Raw genomic sequence first — 16,785 nt, 5'->3', positions numbered from 1 at the left:
GTATGCAAAGATAGTATACAATCTCAAGCCAACTACAAGAAAATATAACAACTGTACGTGAAAGAGATAACCGATATTTCCAAATTCAAAGCCTCCAAGGGAAGTGTTATTACCATCGGAACATTTGATGGGGTGCATTTGGGGCATCAAAAAATTATTCGAAAGTTGGTGGAAGAAGCTAACCAAAGAGATTGGTACTCAACCATTTTTACTTTTTTTCCACATCCGAGAATGGTAGTACAACACTGTAATGATTTGAAATTGATCTATACCTTGGAAGAGAAAAGTCAGAAGTTGTCTACGTTAGGTATAGACCAATTGATAACCCATCCGTTTGATGAAAAATTTTCACAAATGTCGGCTCGGGAATTTGTGGAGGAGTTTTTAGTTAAAACTCTGAATATGAAAAAAGTAGTGATTGGGTACGATCATCGCTTTGGGCGAAATCGAACAGCTGATATTGATGATATGCGTCAATTTGGAGTACAATACGGATTTGAAGTAGAAGAAATTTCAGCAAAGGAAATAAACGAAGTATCGGTTAGTTCTACCAAAATACGCGAAGCCTTAGCTCAAGGCGATGTGAAGAAAGCATGGGACTACCTTGGAAGCCCTTTTTTGATTACCGGACAAGTTGTTCACGGCATGAAACTTGGTAGGGAAATAGGTTTCCCCACAGCTAATATTCAGGTAGATTTTCCGTACAAGCTAATTCCCAAAGATGGTATTTACATCGTTTATAGCATCATCAGTGGCAAAAAGATATATGGCATGATGAGTATCGGAAAGAATCCAACTATACCAGGCAAAGAGCCTTCTATCGAAGTGTTTTTCTTTGATTTTGATAAAGATATATACGGAGAAACCCTACAAATCTATTTTTTACAATACCATCGCACTGAACAAAAATTTGATTCAATAGAAGCTTTAAAAGCTCAGTTGCAACAAGATGAAATTATTTCGAGGAAGTTTATCAGCACCTTAAAAGATTTCTAAATAATCGTTTTTTCGCAGAATTTGATTTTGTTGATATTATTACTTCAAGAATCCAAATTTTAGAAGTTCTGTATCTCTATTTTTTAAAATAAACTTTTGAAAAATAAGGTCAGTTAGCACAAGAATTTGTCTTCGTTGTTGAATGTTATGGTTAAATAAGCAACATTATGAAAGCAACCTATATTGTAAAAGCCTATCGTACGGCTGTTGGAAAAGCTCCTCGTGGATTGCTTCGTTTCAAGCGTCCCGACGAGTTAGCGGCTGAAACTATTGCCTATATGATTTCACAAATGACTGATTTTGATAAAACTATGATTGATGATGTCATTGTAGGGAGTGCTGTTCCCGAGGCAGAGCAAGGGCTAAATGTGGGAAGGATTATTTCCTTAATGGGTTTGCAGACCGACCAAGTGCCTGGGATGACCATTAATCGATATTGTGCATCGGGACTAGAAAGTGTTGCTATTGCAATGGCAAAAATTCAGTCTGGTATGGCAGACTGCATCATAGCGGGAGGCGTGGAAAGTATGAGTTATATCCCTTTTGGAGGATACCGTCCTTCACCCGATTATAAATCAGTTATGCAAGGGAATGAAGATTTCTATTGGGGAATGGGACTTACCGCCGAAAAAGTAGCTTGTCAGTTTAATATCTCGCGAGAAGATCAAGATATGTTCGCGTTTCAATCGCATCAAAAGGCAGTCAAAGCTCTGACCGAAAAACGATTTGAGGGTCAGATAGCACCTATTCAAGTAGAGGAAGTGCTACTTAGAAATGGGATTCGTACCGCACGAACATACACCTTTAAAACTGATGAAGGGCCACGTAGTGATACCTCATTAGAGGCATTAGCAAAACTAAAACCTGTTTTTGCAAAAGGAGGTAGTGTTACGGCAGGAAACTCTTCGCAAACAAGTGATGGAGCTGCTTTTTTGTTGCTGATGAGTGAGGAATTAGTCAAAAAACTGAATATTAATCCTATAGCTCGATTGATAACATATGCCGTTGCAGGTGTACCACCAAGTATTATGGGGATTGGGCCTGTTAAAGCTATTCCTAAGGCTTTGAAACAATCTGGGTTACAACTCATTGACATTCAAATGATTGAGTTGAATGAGGCCTTTGCGGCACAAACCTTAGCAGTAATTCGAGAATTGGATTTGAATCCTGAAATTATTAATGTGAATGGAGGAGCGATAGCTTTAGGACATCCGTTAGGGTGTACGGGAGCAAAACTCTCAGTGCAACTATTTGATGAAATGAAACGCCGTAACCAGAAGTATGGAATGGTTTCTATGTGTGTGGGTACAGGTCAGGGAGCAGCCGGAATTTTTGAGGTTTTTTAGGAGTTAAATATTTTCTGAAATATGATGGATATATTTTCTGACATAACTATTGAAAATCAGCAAGTTAATTTACATTTGCCCAATGGAATTTCTTTGTATTTAAAACGAGAAGACAAAAATCATCCGTTTGTATCAGGGAATAAACTTAGGAAGTTGAAATACAATATTTTAGAAGCTAAAAAACAGCAAAAAAATACATTACTCACTTTCGGAGGAGCTTATTCTAATCATATTGCCGCTACTGCTGCTGCAGGACAGTTGATGGGATTGAAAACCATCGGTGTGATTCGTGGGGAAGAGTTGTTCGACAAAATTCATGAAAATCCAACTCTAAGATTTGCACAGCGTTGTGGTATGGAATTTCGATTTGTAACCCGAACAGAATATCGATTAAAAGACAGCTTAGAGTTTTTAAATAATTTGTTACACAATTATGGTACAGATGTTTATGTGTTACCAGAGGGAGGGACAAACATTCTGGCTGTACAGGGTTGTCAAGAAATTTTGATTTCCGATGATGCTTCATTTGATGTAATTTGCACAGCCGTTGGTACGGGAGGAACTATGGCAGGATTGATAAACAGCAGTTTTCCACATCAGAAGGTTTTGGGGTTTCCTGCTTTGAAAGGAAAATTTTTAGAAGAAGTCATTAAAAAATATGTTTCAAAAAACAATTGGAAGCTCATACACGATTACCATTTTGGCGGATATGCAAAGATTAACGATGATTTAATACGATTTTTGAATAACTTTAACGAAAAAACGAATATTTCTTTAGACCCAATTTATGTGGGTAAAATGATTTTTGCTATTTTTGCCCTCGCAAACCAGGGGTATTTTGAACCGAATACAAAAATACTTGCGATTCACACAGGAGGTTTGCAAGGAATTGCAGGATTTAATGAGAGGAGATTAAGGAAAAGTAAAGAAATCTTGAATTATGTTTAAAAAAATACTATTTTTGTTGGCGTTTTTGTCGATTTTAGCGTCTTGTTCTTCAAGATATTACAAAAATCCGAAAAATCCCAAAAAAGTAACTCATCGAGGACAACGTCCTATGCCTAAAAATATAGACAAGAAGACTAGAGAACTTGTCAATGAGAAATTAAAGAAATACGAAAGTTCGGAGGAAATATATCACGAAATTCCACCAGCAATGCCTGTGACAACTGCTGTAACACTCAAATATATAGAGGATTACAAAGAAATTTCAATGGTAGAAATGCAACGTTATAGAATTCCAGCAAGTATTACTTTAGCTCAAGGAATCTTAGAAAGTGCTTCAGGGCAAGGACGTTTAGCACGGTATGGTAATAATCATTTCGGAATCAAGTGTCATTCTGCTTGGAAAGGTAAAACGATTACTCATGATGATGATGAAAAGGGAGAATGTTTCCGCCGTTATAAATATGCTTTTGAATCGTTTGAAGACCATTCACAGTTTCTGGTAAATCGCAGTCGCTATGCTTCGTTGTTCACTTTAGCCATCAATGATTATGAAAAATGGGCTCATGGACTCAAAAAAGCAGGATATGCCACCGATCCTCAATATGCTCAAAAGTTGATTGCTATCATTAAGCGTTATAAACTCTATGAGTATGACAATCTTGTGATCAAGGCTGATAATCAAGGGATTGCTATTACAGACGCTTTGCGTACCCAACAGACTCAAAAAGACAGCGTTAAAGCAGTTGAGCCAGTAGTTGAGCCAGTAGAGACATTTGCAAAACCATCAACTGAAGGAAGTCCAGTTTACTATGTGGTACAAGCAGGGGATACGCTTTACAAAATTTCGAGAGAACAAAAAGTACCCGTTAATCAGATTATGAAACTTAATAATTTGAATGACATTACAAGTAATAATTTACAAGTAGGTCAGGAATTGAGGTTAAATTAAATTCATGAATTTCAGACAATTAAAAGAGTATCTTGTCTATAAATTAAGTGAGAAATACGAATCGAGGGAACTACAATCCCTCTATTTTCTTTTGTTAGAATTTTATACGAATTCTTCTCGAACTGAAGTACATCTGTATCCCGATAAAGATCTTTCTGTCGATGAAAAGCAGTGTATTTTGACCGCAATTGATGAACTTTTTATTGAAAAACCCATTCAATATATTTTTGGAGAAACTTTCTTCTTCGGAAATCGTTTCTTTGTAAATGAAGGTGTACTGATTCCACGGCAGGAAACCGAGGAGTTGGTAGCTTGGATTCTTGATGAAACCTCTGAAAATCAACAATACAATATATTGGATATAGGGTGTGGCAGTGGGTGTATTTCTATTTCAATTGCTAAAGAAAGACCTGCTTCAAAGATTAGTGCCTTGGATATTTCACAAAAGGCTCTTAGTATAGCTCAAAAAAATGCAGTAGAAAATGGAGTCTCTGTCCGTTTTATACATCAAGATATTTTACAAACAGACACCCTGTTACATACATACGACATTATCGTGTCGAACCCCCCATATGTTCGCAATTTGGAAAAACAAGAAATGAAGCAAAATGTATTGGGTTATGAACCTCATTTGGCTTTGTTTGTAAGCGATGAAAATCCACTTATCTTCTACGAGAAAATAGCTGATTTGGCTCAGAAATCACTAGCCCCCAAGGGAAAACTTTTTTTTGAAATTAATCAATATTTAGGAATTGAGACTGTTAACATGTTATATGCCAAAGGCTTTTCCGAGGTTCAATTGCGTAACGATTTGCATGGCAATCCAAGGATGATAAAGGCTATGTTATAGCTTTTTTTCGTAACAGTTAATATAGTTGTTTGCGGTATGCGTCTATTGCTTTTTTTACTGAACCATTTTCTTTTAAAAGTTGTTCAGCAATGGGGTAATCTATTTGGAGTTCATCCATAACAAATCGGATACCTCTATCCACTAATTTGTGGTTGTTTAATTGCATATTGACCATTTTATTACCTTTCACCCGACCAATTTTAATCATAAGAGCGGTTGAGATCATGTTAAGTACTAACTTTTGAGAAGTACCACTTTTCATTCGAGTGCTTCCTGTGACAAATTCAGCACCTACATTTATTTCGATAGGAATATCCACCTCTTTGGAAAGCGGAGCGTTTGGATTATTGATTATACAAGCTGTGAGCAATCCATTTTTACGGGCTTCTCGTACGCCACCAATCACGTAAGGAGTACTTCCAGAAGCAGCTATACCAATTACACAATCGTTTGGAGTAGGGGAGTATGGAGTAATGTCCTTCCAAGCCTGTAAAGGATCGTCTTCAGCAAATTCGACAGCTTTTCGGATAGCGGAGTCGCCACCTGCAATAAGTCCTATTATTCGATCGTGGGGCATTCCGTAGGTTGGAGGTATTTCAGAGGCATCAAGGATTCCAAGGCGTCCGCTGGTTCCTGCTCCAATGTAAAAAAGCCGTCCGCCTTGTTCAAAACGAGGAATTAGGGCGGTCACTAATTTTTCAATTTGAGGAATGGCTAAAGCAACCATTTCGGGTACTTTTCGGTCTTCGTTATTCATGTTATGGAGCAAAGAATTGACGTCCATTTCTTCAAGATTATCATAAGCCGAAGTCTCCTCCGTAATTTTTCGATATAAACTCATTGAGGTTCCATTTTGTATGGCAAATATAGGAATAAATTTAGCAAAATAGAAAATTATGTAAAAAGAAAAAGCCACTCATAAAGAGTAGCTTTTCTAAAAAATCAGTCTATTTAATATGAACAAATTATGCTTTTGCTCCTGGAGCCCATGACGAGCATAACATTTCAGCAGATGCTTTTGCTGGATGAGCACACTGTGCAGTTTTGAAACGAACGCATGTACCACAACTGATAGCATCTTTCGCTGCTACTGTCATATCGAAGCTGTCACAAGTATATTTAGCTTCTACTTTTGTATGGTGAACACTACATACATTATTTTCCTGTAAATTTTGGCAGTTTACACAACCGTTTGTCAATCTGATAGCCATAACCTTTTATTTTTTAATTCAACATTATTTTAACTTCTAAATTCTGATGCAAAGGTACGATGAAATGAATATAGAAACAATTTAAATAACTGAAAATGAGTTATATATATTTAGATTGTTTACAGTTAAAACTTATTTATAAAAGGTATAAATTAAACTAAGTTCGAAACTCAATGTGTTTGTGATAATTAGATTTGATGCATTTTCTTTTATCTCTGATTAACGAGGATACGAACGTTGAGTTTCTAAACTATTTCACAGGCGTTCCATTGGAAATTTGATCCGCATCAGGATTTAGGAATACAAACTGTCCTGTTGTATTTTCAACCATTAAAATCATTCCTTGGCTTTCTACACCACGCAATTTTCTTGGAGCTAAGTTAACCAAAACGGTTACTTTCTTGCCGATAATATCTTGTGGATTGAAACTTGTGGCGATTCCAGAAACGATGGTGCGAACATCAATTCCTGTGTCTACTTTTAAAATTAATAATTTGTCAGCTTTAGGCATTTTTTCTGCCTCTAAAATAGTTCCGATACGGATGTCCATTTTTGCAAAATCTTCGTATGAAATCAATTCTTTTTGAGGTTCAATATTGCCTACAACTTGTGCTTTATTTGCTGATTTCGTAGCTTCCAAACGGGCTAATTGTTTTTCAATAGCATCATCTTCAATCTTTTCAAATAACAAAGCAGATTTCCCTAACGTGTGATTAGCAGGAATGATATGTTGATCTATTTCGATACTGTTCCATGTTGGTTTTGTCTGTAAATTGTTAAAGTTAAGCATGTTGCATAGTTTTTCAGCTGTAAAAGGCAAAAAAGGTTCACTTAAGACAGCTAAAGCTCCTGCAACTTGCAAAGCGATATACATTTGTGTTTTTACACGCTCAGGATTCTCTTTGATAAGTTTCCAAGGTTCTTCATCAGCGAGATATTTGTTTCCCAAACGAGCTAAATTCATTAACTCTTGTGATGCCTCACGGAAGCGATAGGATTCCAAAGAGTTAGATATTATGTTCGGGAATTCTTTTAACGTAGCTAATACCTGTAAATCTGTGTTGGAAAATTTATTTGGTGTTGGTACATTTCCGTTGTAATATTTTTGTGTTAAAACCATCACTCTATTTATGAAATTTCCGTAAATAGCTACTAATTCATTATTATTTCGTGCTTGAAAATCCTTCCAAGTGAAGTCGTTATCTTTGGTTTCAGGTGCATTGGCTGTTAAAACATAACGCAATACATCTTGCTGATTTGGAAAGTCTTGCAGATACTCATGTAGCCAAACAGCCCAGTTTTTAGATGTAGAAAGTTTATCGCCTTCTAAATTTAAAAATTCGTTGGCAGGTACGTTTTCGGGCAAAATATACGACCCTTCGGCTTTCAACATGGCAGGGAAAATGATACAATGGAATACAATATTGTCTTTACCAATGAAATGGACTAATTTTGTGTCTTTATCTTTCCAATAGGGTTTCCAGTCTTTACCTTCTCGTTCTGCCCATTCAATGGTTGAAGAGATGTAGCCGATGGGAGCATCGAACCAAACGTAAAGTACTTTACCTTCAGCACCTTCCACGGGGACCGGAATTCCCCAATCCAGGTCGCGTGTGACTGCACGTGGTTTCAACTCATCGTCTAACCAACTTTTTACTTGTCCGTAAACGTTTGGCTTCCAGTCTTTTTTATGACCTTTCAAAATCCATTCTTCGATGAATTTTTGGTATTTGTTCAAGGGTAAAAACCAGTGTTTGGTTTCACGCATGGTAGGAGTAGTACCTGTGATAGATGATTTTGGATTGATTAAGTCTGTGGCATTTAAGGAACTACCACATTTTTCACATTGATCACCATACGCCTCAGGATTGTTGCATTTTGGGCAAGTGCCTATCACAAAACGGTCGGCTAAGAATTGCTGTGCTTTTTCGTCATAGAGTTGTTGTGATACTTCCTCTATAAAATCATTTTGGTCATAGAGTTTTTTGAAAAAATCAGCCGCTGTTTTGTGGTGTATGGGTAGAGAAGTTCGGGAATAATTGTCGAATGAAATTCCGAAATCTTCAAAAGATTGTTTGATGATAGCATGATATTTGTCGATAACTTCTTGTGGAGTGATTCCCTCTTTTTTTGCTTTAATAGAGATAGCTACACCGTGCTCATCGCTTCCGCAAATGAAGGCTACATCGTTGTTTTTCAGACGTTGATAACGTGCGTAGATGTCCGAAGGAACGTATACTCCTGCTAAATGTCCGATATGAATGGGGCCATTGGTGTAGGGCAATGCCGCTGTGATTGTAATTCTTTTTGCCATGTTTCTTTTGAATATAACTATGAGTTGGCAAAGATAGTGTATATTTAAAAATAGTCAAAAAATATTTTTCTGATAAAGATCACTTAGATTCAACCCTCAAGCATATTTTTTTACATTTAATTTTCGCATTTCGTAATTGATTTCGTATTTTTGCCGAATTGAACTCATTTTAAAAAAGTTGTAAGCCTTGACTTACGAGAAAATATGCAATTTGAATTACTAAAAACAGACGAAAAAACAAAGGCTCGAGCAGGAAAAATCACCACAGACCATGGAGTGATTGAAACCCCTATATTTATGCCAGTAGGTACAGTAGCATCGGTGAAAGGGGTGCATCAGCGAGAACTCAAAGAGGACATCAATCCGGATATTATTTTAGGAAACACCTACCATCTGTATTTACGTCCGCAAACTGCGATTTTAGAAAAAGCAGGGGGCTTACATAAGTTCATGAATTGGGACAGAAATATTCTAACCGATAGCGGGGGGTATCAGGTCTATTCTTTGGCGGCTAACCGAAAAATTAAAGAAGAGGGTGTAAAATTTAAAAGTCATATTGATGGGTCATACCATTTTTTTTCACCCGAAAATGTGATAGAAATTCAGCGCAGTATTGGAGCAGATATCATTATGGCATTTGATGAATGTACTCCCTATCCTTGTGATTATCAATATGCAAAACGTTCATTGGCGATGACGCATCGTTGGCTTGACCGCTGTATTTCTCATTTGGAAAAAATACCTCCCAAATATGGCTATTCTCAGAGTTTATTCCCTATTGTACAAGGTTCGGTGTATAAAGATTTACGCCAACAATCAGCGGAATACATTGCTTCCAAAGGAGCCGACGGAAATGCGATTGGTGGATTGTCCGTAGGGGAACCTGCGGAGGAAATGTATGCAATGACCGAAGTAGTTTGTGATATTCTCCCTAAGGATAAGCCTCGCTACTTGATGGGAGTAGGAACTCCTATTAATATATTAGAAAACATATCGTTGGGGGTTGATATGTTCGATTGTGTGATGCCAACGCGTAATGCTCGGAATGGTATGCTTTTTACCTCACAAGGAGTTATTAATATCAAAAATAAAAAATGGGAAGATGATTTTTCACCCATTGATCCTGATGGACATACGTTTGTGGATGTGCAGTATACCAAAGCCTATTTGCGACATCTTTTTGCTGCCAATGAATATCTTGGTAAACAAATTGCTTCGATTCACAACTTAGGATTTTACCTTTGGTTAGTTCGAGAAGCCAGACAACGCATCTTGGCCGGTGATTTCAGCATTTGGAAAGAACAAATGATACGACAAATGAGTACCCGCTTGTAAGTATGGTTATTATTGAAATAAAATGAGTATGAAGATATTAGATTGGTACATATTAAAACGCTATTTAGCCACATTTTTTACGCTTATCATTCTTTTTATTCCTATTGGAATTGTAGTGGATTTGTCGGAAAAAGTGGATAAGATGATAAGTCGGAATGCACCTATTGACGAAATTTTGATTTATTACGCAAGTTTTACTATCTATTTTGCCAACATTTTATTTCCAATTTTCTTATTTTTATCTATCATATGGTTTACCTCCAAGTTAGCTAATAACACTGAAATTATTGCAATACTTGGTTCAGGAATTTCATTCAATCGATTTTTGAAGCCTTATCTCATCGGAGCTACAATCATTTCGATCATTGTTTTCTTTATGGGGATGTTCATAACTCCTGCAGCCAGTAAGATTTATAATGAGTTCTACGATAAATATTTAGGAAGTAAGAATACTACCAGTGTGACTGATTTGTACAACCAGTTCTCCGAAAATGACTATCTCTACGTGAGTTCATTCAACTATGAAACCAAAACAGGATATAACTTTTCAGTAGAGCATTTTGACGGAGTACACTTGAAACACAAAATTATGGCACAATCCATTAAGTGGATCGAAAATGACAGTGTAAAAACATATCGTTTAACGGATTACGTCAAAAGAACACTCACTGAACAAGGGGAGATTTTAGAAAAAAGATATGAGCTTGACACCTTGTTTGCTTTTACTATTGACGATTTGATGCCTGTTGAATATGCTGCTGAAAGCAAAAATATTTTTGAACTTGACAAATTTATTGAACGAGAAAAAATGAAGGGTTCTCCTAATATAAATCTTTATTTATTAACGAAATATCGTCGTTGGGGATTGATGTTTACGGCATTCATCCTTACGTTTATTGGAGTAGCGGTTTCTTCTGTAAAACGCAGAGGGGGAATGGGAGCAAACTTAGCGTTTGGAATCGCTATTGGATTTATATTTATATTTTTTGATCGTGTTTTTGGAACACTTGCCGAAACCTCGGGAATATCCCCATTGACAGCAGTCATCATCCCAAATGCGATTTTTTTAGCATTAGCATTATATTTACTTAGGACTATAAAGCATTAATAATTAAATAGATATGAAGTGATGAACTTTAAATTATATCGTAAAAATGATGTGGATTATTTGAACAACTTTTTTAGTATATGATTTATGCCGTTCTTTTTATATGATTTTCACCATATTTATTTGCAGAACCCCTTTTTTTTCCTTAAACTTGCAGTCTAATTTCACAAAAAATGCTTACCTTTGTAGGGTATTGATATATAAAAAAATAAAGTAATACACATAAGATAAATATGGGCTTTTTTGATTTCTTAACAGAAGAAATAGCGATAGATTTAGGAACAGCGAATACGTTAATTATCCACAATGACAAGGTCGTGGTTGATAGTCCCTCAATAGTGGCACAAGATCGAACCACCAGCAAAATCATCGCTGTGGGTAAAGAAGCACGATTGATGCAAGGAAAAACGCATCCCAATATTAAGACTATACGTCCGTTGAAGGATGGAGTTATTGCTGATTTCGACGCATCAGAACAGATGATTAGTATGCTCATACGTAGTATTCCTGCATTGAAAAAACGTTTTTTTTCACCTTCGTTGCGTATGGTAGTTTGTATTCCCTCGGGGATTACAGAGGTGGAAACCCGTGCTGTACGCGAATCTTGTGAGCGCGTGAACGGAAAAGATATTTATTTGATTCATGAACCTATGGCAGCCGCTATTGGTATTGGGTTGGATATTATGCAACCCAAAGGAAATATGATTATAGATATTGGAGGGGGAACTACAGAAATTGCTGTAATTGCCTTAGGGGGAATTGTCTGTGATAAATCAGTGAAAATTGCAGGGGATATTTTTAATTCTGATATCGTGCATTACATGCGTACGCAGCATAACTTATATGTAGGGGAAAGTACGGCTGAGAATATCAAAATCACCATTGGAGCAGCCACTGAAGATTTAGAATCTCCCCCTGATGATTTGAGTGTGCAAGGTCGTGATTTGCTAACAGGAAAGCCAAAACAGGTACAAGTATCCTACCGTGAGATGGTTAAGGCTTTGGATAAATCCATCTTGCGTATTGAGGATTCGATTATGGAAACCCTTTCGCAAACGCCTCCAGAGTTAGCAGCTGATATTTACAACACAGGAATTTATATGGCTGGTGGAGGAGCTATGCTTCGTGGTTTAGATAAGCGTATTTCTCTCAAAACTGATTTACCTGTGTATGTTGCTGAAGATCCATTGCGAGCTGTAGTTCGTGGAACGGGAATTACACTCAAAAATATCAATAAATTCAGAAGTATTCTCTTGAAATAGTAAATGAGGTTCCGTGAATCTATATTTCATATAGAGATGAAAGTTTTGTTTTTCAGCAGGAATTTATTGTTTTGAATATATCCTGCTGATATGCAAATATAAATAAAGGAAATTTGTCTGAGTTTTTGTTCTTGGTGAGCGTTCGCCATTGGAGTATAACATTGTCTCTGGCAAGTTACGTCTAATGTAAAATCAAATAAACAATCAAATAAATTTTATATTTTTACGAAATTATGCAACAAATCATTTTGTTTTTTATACGTAAGAAAAATTTTTTCATGTTTTTGTTGCTTTTTTCTTTTTCTATATCATTGATTTTCAGAGATAATTTTTATCCCCAAAGTAAATTCATCAATTCAGCAAATGCTGTTTCTGGTACATTCTATCGATTTACAAATTATTGGCGTCAGTATTTTGATCTGCGTACTCAGAATGAAATGCTTAGCGAAGAAAATAGAGAACTTCGTAGGCAATTGTTGGCAATGCAACAGTACGAAAGTCGTTATGTTTTTATGGATTCACTGCAGTTTTTTGATTCTTTGAAATATGAAGTTAGAAAGGCTAATGTAATCAGGAATAGCTTTTTACATAGTAAAAACTACATGACCATTGACAGAGGAGCGAAAGATGGTATTACCCAGGATATGGGAGTTATCTCTTCTAAAGGAATTGTTGGAATCATTGAAAATACGGGAAACCGTTTTTCGACCGTGCAAAGTGTTTTGAATACCAAATCAGCATTAAATGCTATGGTTAAGAACTCAGGACATTTTGGTTCTTTGAAATGGAACGGAGATAGAATTAATGTTGTGCAATTAGTTGATATACCAAATATTGCACCTATTCAAGAAGGAGATACTGTTATAACGGGAGGAATGTCAAACATTTTTCCAAAAGGGATTCCCGTAGGGAAAATTGTAGCTATTAACAGAAGTCAGATGGACAATTCATATGTGATTGATGTGGAACTTTTCACCGATATGGCAAAGATTGATTTTGTGTATATCATTGAAAATAAGGATAAACAAGAGATTCATAATTTAGAAAACCAGATCTCCTATGAATAATATTTTTATAAAGAATACTGTATTGTTTGTCGTGCTACTGCTATTGCAGGTTCTTATTTTTAATAATATTAGTTATTGGGGGTATGTTAATCCGATGGTCTATCTGTTGTTTATCATTTTATCTCCTTATCGAGAAAACAGAGTTCCTTTTCTGTTTGCATCTTTTCTATTAGGATTGTGTGTAGATATTTTTTCTAACACAGGAGGTTTGCATGCAGCAAGTAGTGTGTTTGTAGCCTATTTTAGGTCAGGTATTTTAACTTTGGTTTTTGGGAAAAATCTAGACTATCAAGAAATAAAATTACAACAGCATCCATTTACAAAGGTGCTTGTTTACGTAGTTTTATTGGTTATATTACACCATATTTTATTTTATTTTCTCGAAATTTTTAATTTTAATCATTTGCTTACTACTTTTGCGAGGATTGGTGTGGCTTCTTTCTTCACAACGGTTGTTTGCTTGCTGTTTATTTACATATTTAGCAATACGAAAAAATGAGAAAATATTTACTTTTTTTCGCTATAATTTTAACTGGTATTATCTTTTCATTGCGATTGATTTATCTACAGGTTATCGCCTTCAATGAAGATGCGCGTCCTGATGCGGATGTGGCGATTGAGGTGGTTTATGATTATCCAGAAAGAGGCTATATCTATGATAGAAATGGAGAGCTATTGGTATCGAATCAACCTGCTTATGATGTGATGGTTATCCCCAACGAGGTAAGACGTATTGATACCTTGGAACTATGTAATTTGCTGTCAATCAACAAAGAAGTTTTTGAAGAACGTTTGAAAAAGGCTAAAAAATATTCCTATCGAAAACCTTCCGTTTTAGTAAATCAATTATCAAAAGCTGACTATGCAGTTTTGCAAGAAAAATTGCGAAAGTTTGACGGGTTCTATATCCAGAAACGAGCCTTACGACACTATTTGACTCATAATGCAGGGAATGTTCTAGGGTATATCAGTGAGGTAAACGAATGGGAATTGAAAGAAAATTCATATTATCTTTCGGGGGAACTTATTGGTAGACAAGGTGTTGAAAAACAGTATGAGACTTTTTTACGAGGAGAAAAAGGGGTGCGTTACTTCCAAAAAGACAGACATAATCGTCAAATAAGTAGTTATAAGAATGGCGCTCTTGATACGCTTCCTGTGATGGGACAAGCATTGCAATTGACCATCGACATTCATTTACAGGCGTATGGAGAGCAGCTCATGCAAAACAAGAGAGGTGGCGTTGTCGCTATTGAGCCTCAAACGGGTGAAATCTTAGCGTTGGTTTCTGCTCCGTCATTCGACCCTAATTTATTGGTGGGACGACAACGCTCCAAAAATTATACAGCTTTATACCAAGATTCAATTGCTAAACCTTTGTATGACAGAGCTTTATTGGCTGAATATCCACCAGCTTCACCCTTTAAAGTAGTGAACGCTTTGATTGCTTTACAGGAAGGAGTGATTGATCCAAACACCCGATTCAGTTGTGGTGGTGGCTATCACTATGGAAATCGTGTGATGCGTTGTCATTGTGGTCGTTCAAGTAATGATTTGTATCACGGAATTGCATTTTCATGTAATTCCTATTTTGCCAATTCTTATAGGCGTTCGATTGAAAAATACCCTAAAACAGCTATTGGGATGGATGCTTGGGCGAATCATCTCAAAAGTTTTGGTTTAGGAGGTTTTTTGGGAAGCGATTTTCCCATTGGTCGTCCAGGAAAAGTGCCTGACGCATCCGTTTACGACAGGGCGTATGGGGTAGGTCGATGGACTAGTTCGAATAACGTTTCCAACTCAATTGGGCAAGGAGAATTGCTTACCACTCCAATTCAGTTGGCAAATGTGATGGCTATTGTGGCTAATCGTGGTTATTTTTACACACCTCACATAGTGAAGAAAATAAATGGTCAGGTAACTCCTTTTGAACAGTTTACTAAACCTAAACATACCACTATAGACGAAAAACACTTTGAACCTATTATTCAAGGGATGAATATGACCTATAATTATGGAACGGCACGAGGTACTGTCATTGAAGGGGTAGATGTAGCAGCAAAAACAGGAACAGCTGAGAACTTTATCCGAATCAATGGAGTACGCACAAAACTTGAAGATCATTCCATTTTCGTAGCATTCGCACCTTTAGAAAATCCTAAAATAGCCATAGCTGTGTTTGTTGAAAATGGTTCGTTTGGTTCACGCATCGCAGGGCCAGTAGCTTCTTTGATGATTGAAAAATATCTCAATGGTGAAGTGAAGCGTACTGACTTGGAAAAGCGTATGTTCGAACGAAGTTTGGAAAGTGAATATGCTAAGCAGTTGAAAAAAGATTAAGAATGTAAGGAGGGTTTTTATATGAAAGGTTTTCCATTTTTCAAAAGAAATCAGCGAATTGGAATCTTCCTATTGCTACTACTTATTGTATTGATACAAATCGCTTATTTTGTAGTTGATTTCAGTGAAAAAACATCTGAAAGATCTTCGCAATTGTTTGCAAACATAGAAAAACAGGTCGATTCGTTGCGTACTGTAGCGTTACGTCCCAAAAAAGATACAATCTATCCCTTTAATCCAAATTATATTACTGATTATAAGGGATATATTTTAGGAATGTCTACCGAAGAAATAGATCGATTATTGGCTTTTCGTAAGCAAGGTAAATTTGTAAATAGTACCCAAGAATTTCAAAATATTACAAAAATTTCTGATTCTCTACTGAAAAAAATAGCTCCAGCGTTCAAATTCCCTGAATGGGTAAACAACAAAAAATCAAATGATTACCAAAAGGTAAAAACTTCATTGACCTCTTCTCACAAAGAAAAACAAGATATTAATACAGCCACCAAAGAACAACTGATGGAAGTAAAAGGAGTAGGTAATGTGTTGTCAGACAGAATATTAAAATACAAAGAACGTCTACAAGGATTTGTTGAGATGGATCAATTAGCCGAGGTGTATGGTTTGGAAACAGATGTTGTTGAGCGACTCAAAATACAATTTGAAGTAAAAACACTTCCGAATATCGTTAAAAAAGATATTAACTTGATAACCCTCAGAGAATTAGCTAAAATTCCGTATCTTAAATACGAGGAAACTAAGAAGATCATTGGGTTACGAAGTGAGTTGGGAAATTTTAAAAAGTTTGATGATTTGTTGGAAATCAATGAATTTGACACATTGAAGATACGAAAACTCCAATTTTATTTGTTTATTGAGAATTAAATACTTTTATTTTTCAAATTATTTATGTAATATTGCTCACGAGAGAGGTTAGCAGTTCGTGATGCTTTACAAAAAGAGAACTGTCATATCCTGCCGAACTTTTATTACCTTGATTACACATATTTTCGACATATGTTCGGGATTTTGGTAAAGGAAGAAAATTTGTATAAT

15 protein-coding genes are annotated in these 16,785 nt (G+C 36.1%); 12 read left to right on the top strand and 3 right to left on the bottom strand.

Annotated elements, in window-relative coordinates; translation table 11 throughout:
• Positions 1–57 precede the first annotated feature (57 nt).
• The 5 genes from CGC49_RS01230 (at position 58) to prmC (ending at position 5,089) form a co-directional block, all read left to right on the top strand.
• Positions 58–996: a bifunctional riboflavin kinase/FAD synthetase gene (locus CGC49_RS01230; RefSeq protein ID WP_042346359.1), complete on the top strand. Its 939-nt coding sequence runs from the start codon at positions 58–60 to the stop codon at positions 994–996.
• Between the two features lie 167 nt (positions 997–1,163).
• A complete protein-coding gene (locus CGC49_RS01225; RefSeq protein ID WP_095911674.1) occupies positions 1,164–2,342 on the top strand; it encodes an acetyl-CoA C-acyltransferase in 1,179 nt (392 codons plus the stop codon).
• 21 nt (positions 2,343–2,363) lie between these two features.
• Positions 2,364–3,290 carry a 1-aminocyclopropane-1-carboxylate deaminase/D-cysteine desulfhydrase gene (locus CGC49_RS01220; protein WP_232745189.1) on the top strand — a complete coding sequence of 309 codons (927 nt, stop codon included), beginning with the start codon at positions 2,364–2,366 and terminating at the stop codon, positions 3,288–3,290.
• On the top strand, positions 3,283–4,239 hold the full coding sequence (locus CGC49_RS01215; protein ID WP_095911672.1) for a glucosaminidase domain-containing protein: 957 nt from the start codon (positions 3,283–3,285) through the stop codon (positions 4,237–4,239). Before CGC49_RS01220 ends, CGC49_RS01215 begins: the two co-directional genes overlap by 8 nt.
• Before the next feature lie 4 nt (positions 4,240–4,243).
• On the top strand, positions 4,244–5,089 hold the full coding sequence (prmC, locus tag CGC49_RS01210; protein WP_095911671.1) for a peptide chain release factor N(5)-glutamine methyltransferase: 846 nt from the start codon (positions 4,244–4,246) through the stop codon (positions 5,087–5,089).
• Between the two features lie 16 nt (positions 5,090–5,105).
• Here the strand turns inward: prmC and CGC49_RS01205 are convergent, their stop codons facing one another.
• From CGC49_RS01205 to metG, 3 genes are all read right to left on the bottom strand, one after another.
• Positions 5,106–5,930: an N-acetylmuramic acid 6-phosphate etherase gene (locus CGC49_RS01205; RefSeq protein WP_095894416.1), complete on the bottom strand. Its 825-nt coding sequence runs from the start codon at positions 5,928–5,930 to the stop codon at positions 5,106–5,108.
• Positions 5,931–6,054: 124 nt separating this feature from the next.
• Positions 6,055–6,300 (bottom strand): hypothetical protein, encoded by a 246-nt coding sequence (locus CGC49_RS01200; RefSeq protein ID WP_042008417.1) that lies wholly within the window; start codon positions 6,298–6,300, stop codon positions 6,055–6,057.
• 250 nt (positions 6,301–6,550) lie between these two features.
• Positions 6,551–8,614, bottom strand: coding sequence for a methionine--tRNA ligase (metG, locus tag CGC49_RS01195; protein ID WP_095911670.1), 2,064 nt, complete (start codon positions 8,612–8,614; stop codon positions 6,551–6,553).
• Positions 8,615–8,818: 204 nt separating this feature from the next.
• On the opposite strand from metG, the gene tgt reads away from it, so the two are divergent.
• The 7 genes from tgt to CGC49_RS01160 all read left to right on the top strand — a co-directional run bounded on the left by tgt (position 8,819) and on the right by CGC49_RS01160 (position 16,614).
• A complete protein-coding gene (tgt, locus tag CGC49_RS01190) occupies positions 8,819–9,949 on the top strand; it encodes a tRNA guanosine(34) transglycosylase Tgt (protein ID WP_095911669.1) in 1,131 nt (376 codons plus the stop codon).
• A 28-nt stretch (positions 9,950–9,977) separates the two neighbouring features.
• Complete coding sequence (locus CGC49_RS01185) at positions 9,978–11,057, top strand: LptF/LptG family permease (RefSeq protein ID WP_042008421.1); 1,080 nt, start codon at positions 9,978–9,980, stop codon at positions 11,055–11,057.
• Between the two features lie 233 nt (positions 11,058–11,290).
• Positions 11,291–12,319 carry a rod shape-determining protein gene (locus CGC49_RS01180; protein WP_042008422.1) on the top strand — a complete coding sequence of 343 codons (1,029 nt, stop codon included), beginning with the start codon at positions 11,291–11,293 and terminating at the stop codon, positions 12,317–12,319.
• A 233-nt stretch (positions 12,320–12,552) separates the two neighbouring features.
• Positions 12,553–13,386, top strand: a complete 834-nt coding sequence (mreC, locus tag CGC49_RS01175; RefSeq protein WP_042343266.1) for a rod shape-determining protein MreC — start codon at positions 12,553–12,555, stop codon at positions 13,384–13,386.
• A complete protein-coding gene (locus tag CGC49_RS01170) occupies positions 13,379–13,885 on the top strand; it encodes a hypothetical protein (protein WP_042008424.1) in 507 nt (168 codons plus the stop codon). Before mreC ends, CGC49_RS01170 begins: the two co-directional genes overlap by 8 nt.
• Positions 13,882–15,726 (top strand): penicillin-binding protein 2, encoded by a 1,845-nt coding sequence (mrdA, locus tag CGC49_RS01165; protein ID WP_042008425.1) that lies wholly within the window; start codon positions 13,882–13,884, stop codon positions 15,724–15,726. Before CGC49_RS01170 ends, mrdA begins: the two co-directional genes overlap by 4 nt.
• Before the next feature lie 21 nt (positions 15,727–15,747).
• Entirely contained in the window at positions 15,748–16,614 is an 867-nt protein-coding gene (locus CGC49_RS01160; protein ID WP_095893192.1) for a helix-hairpin-helix domain-containing protein, read from the top strand.
• The last annotated feature ends 171 nt before the right edge of the window (positions 16,615–16,785 follow it).

Origin of the sequence: Capnocytophaga sp. H4358, assembly GCF_002302515.1 — a bacterium.
Lineage (GTDB): Bacteria > Bacteroidota > Bacteroidia > Flavobacteriales > Flavobacteriaceae > Capnocytophaga > Capnocytophaga canis.
This window is presented reverse-complemented; position numbering and strand designations above follow the sequence as displayed.

Coding starts and splice junctions, on each gene's coding strand:
- CGC49_RS01225 (WP_095911674.1), top strand. CDS start 1,164: ATGAAAGCAACCTATATTGTAAAAGCCTATCGTACGGCTGTTGGAAAA.
- CGC49_RS01220 (WP_232745189.1), top strand. CDS start 2,364: ATGATGGATATATTTTCTGACATAACTATTGAAAATCAGCAAGTTAAT.
- CGC49_RS01215 (WP_095911672.1), top strand. CDS start 3,283: ATGTTTAAAAAAATACTATTTTTGTTGGCGTTTTTGTCGATTTTAGCG.
- prmC (WP_095911671.1), top strand. CDS start 4,244: ATGAATTTCAGACAATTAAAAGAGTATCTTGTCTATAAATTAAGTGAG.
- CGC49_RS01205 (WP_095894416.1), bottom strand. CDS start 5,930: ATGAGTTTATATCGAAAAATTACGGAGGAGACTTCGGCTTATGATAAT.
- CGC49_RS01200 (WP_042008417.1), bottom strand. CDS start 6,300: ATGGCTATCAGATTGACAAACGGTTGTGTAAACTGCCAAAATTTACAG.
- metG (WP_095911670.1), bottom strand. CDS start 8,614: ATGGCAAAAAGAATTACAATCACAGCGGCATTGCCCTACACCAATGGC.
- tgt (WP_095911669.1), top strand. CDS start 8,819: ATGCAATTTGAATTACTAAAAACAGACGAAAAAACAAAGGCTCGAGCA.
- CGC49_RS01185 (WP_042008421.1), top strand. CDS start 9,978: ATGAAGATATTAGATTGGTACATATTAAAACGCTATTTAGCCACATTT.
- CGC49_RS01180 (WP_042008422.1), top strand. CDS start 11,291: ATGGGCTTTTTTGATTTCTTAACAGAAGAAATAGCGATAGATTTAGGA.
- mreC (WP_042343266.1), top strand. CDS start 12,553: ATGCAACAAATCATTTTGTTTTTTATACGTAAGAAAAATTTTTTCATG.
- CGC49_RS01170 (WP_042008424.1), top strand. CDS start 13,379: ATGAATAATATTTTTATAAAGAATACTGTATTGTTTGTCGTGCTACTG.
- mrdA (WP_042008425.1), top strand. CDS start 13,882: ATGAGAAAATATTTACTTTTTTTCGCTATAATTTTAACTGGTATTATC.
- CGC49_RS01160 (WP_095893192.1), top strand. CDS start 15,748: ATGAAAGGTTTTCCATTTTTCAAAAGAAATCAGCGAATTGGAATCTTC.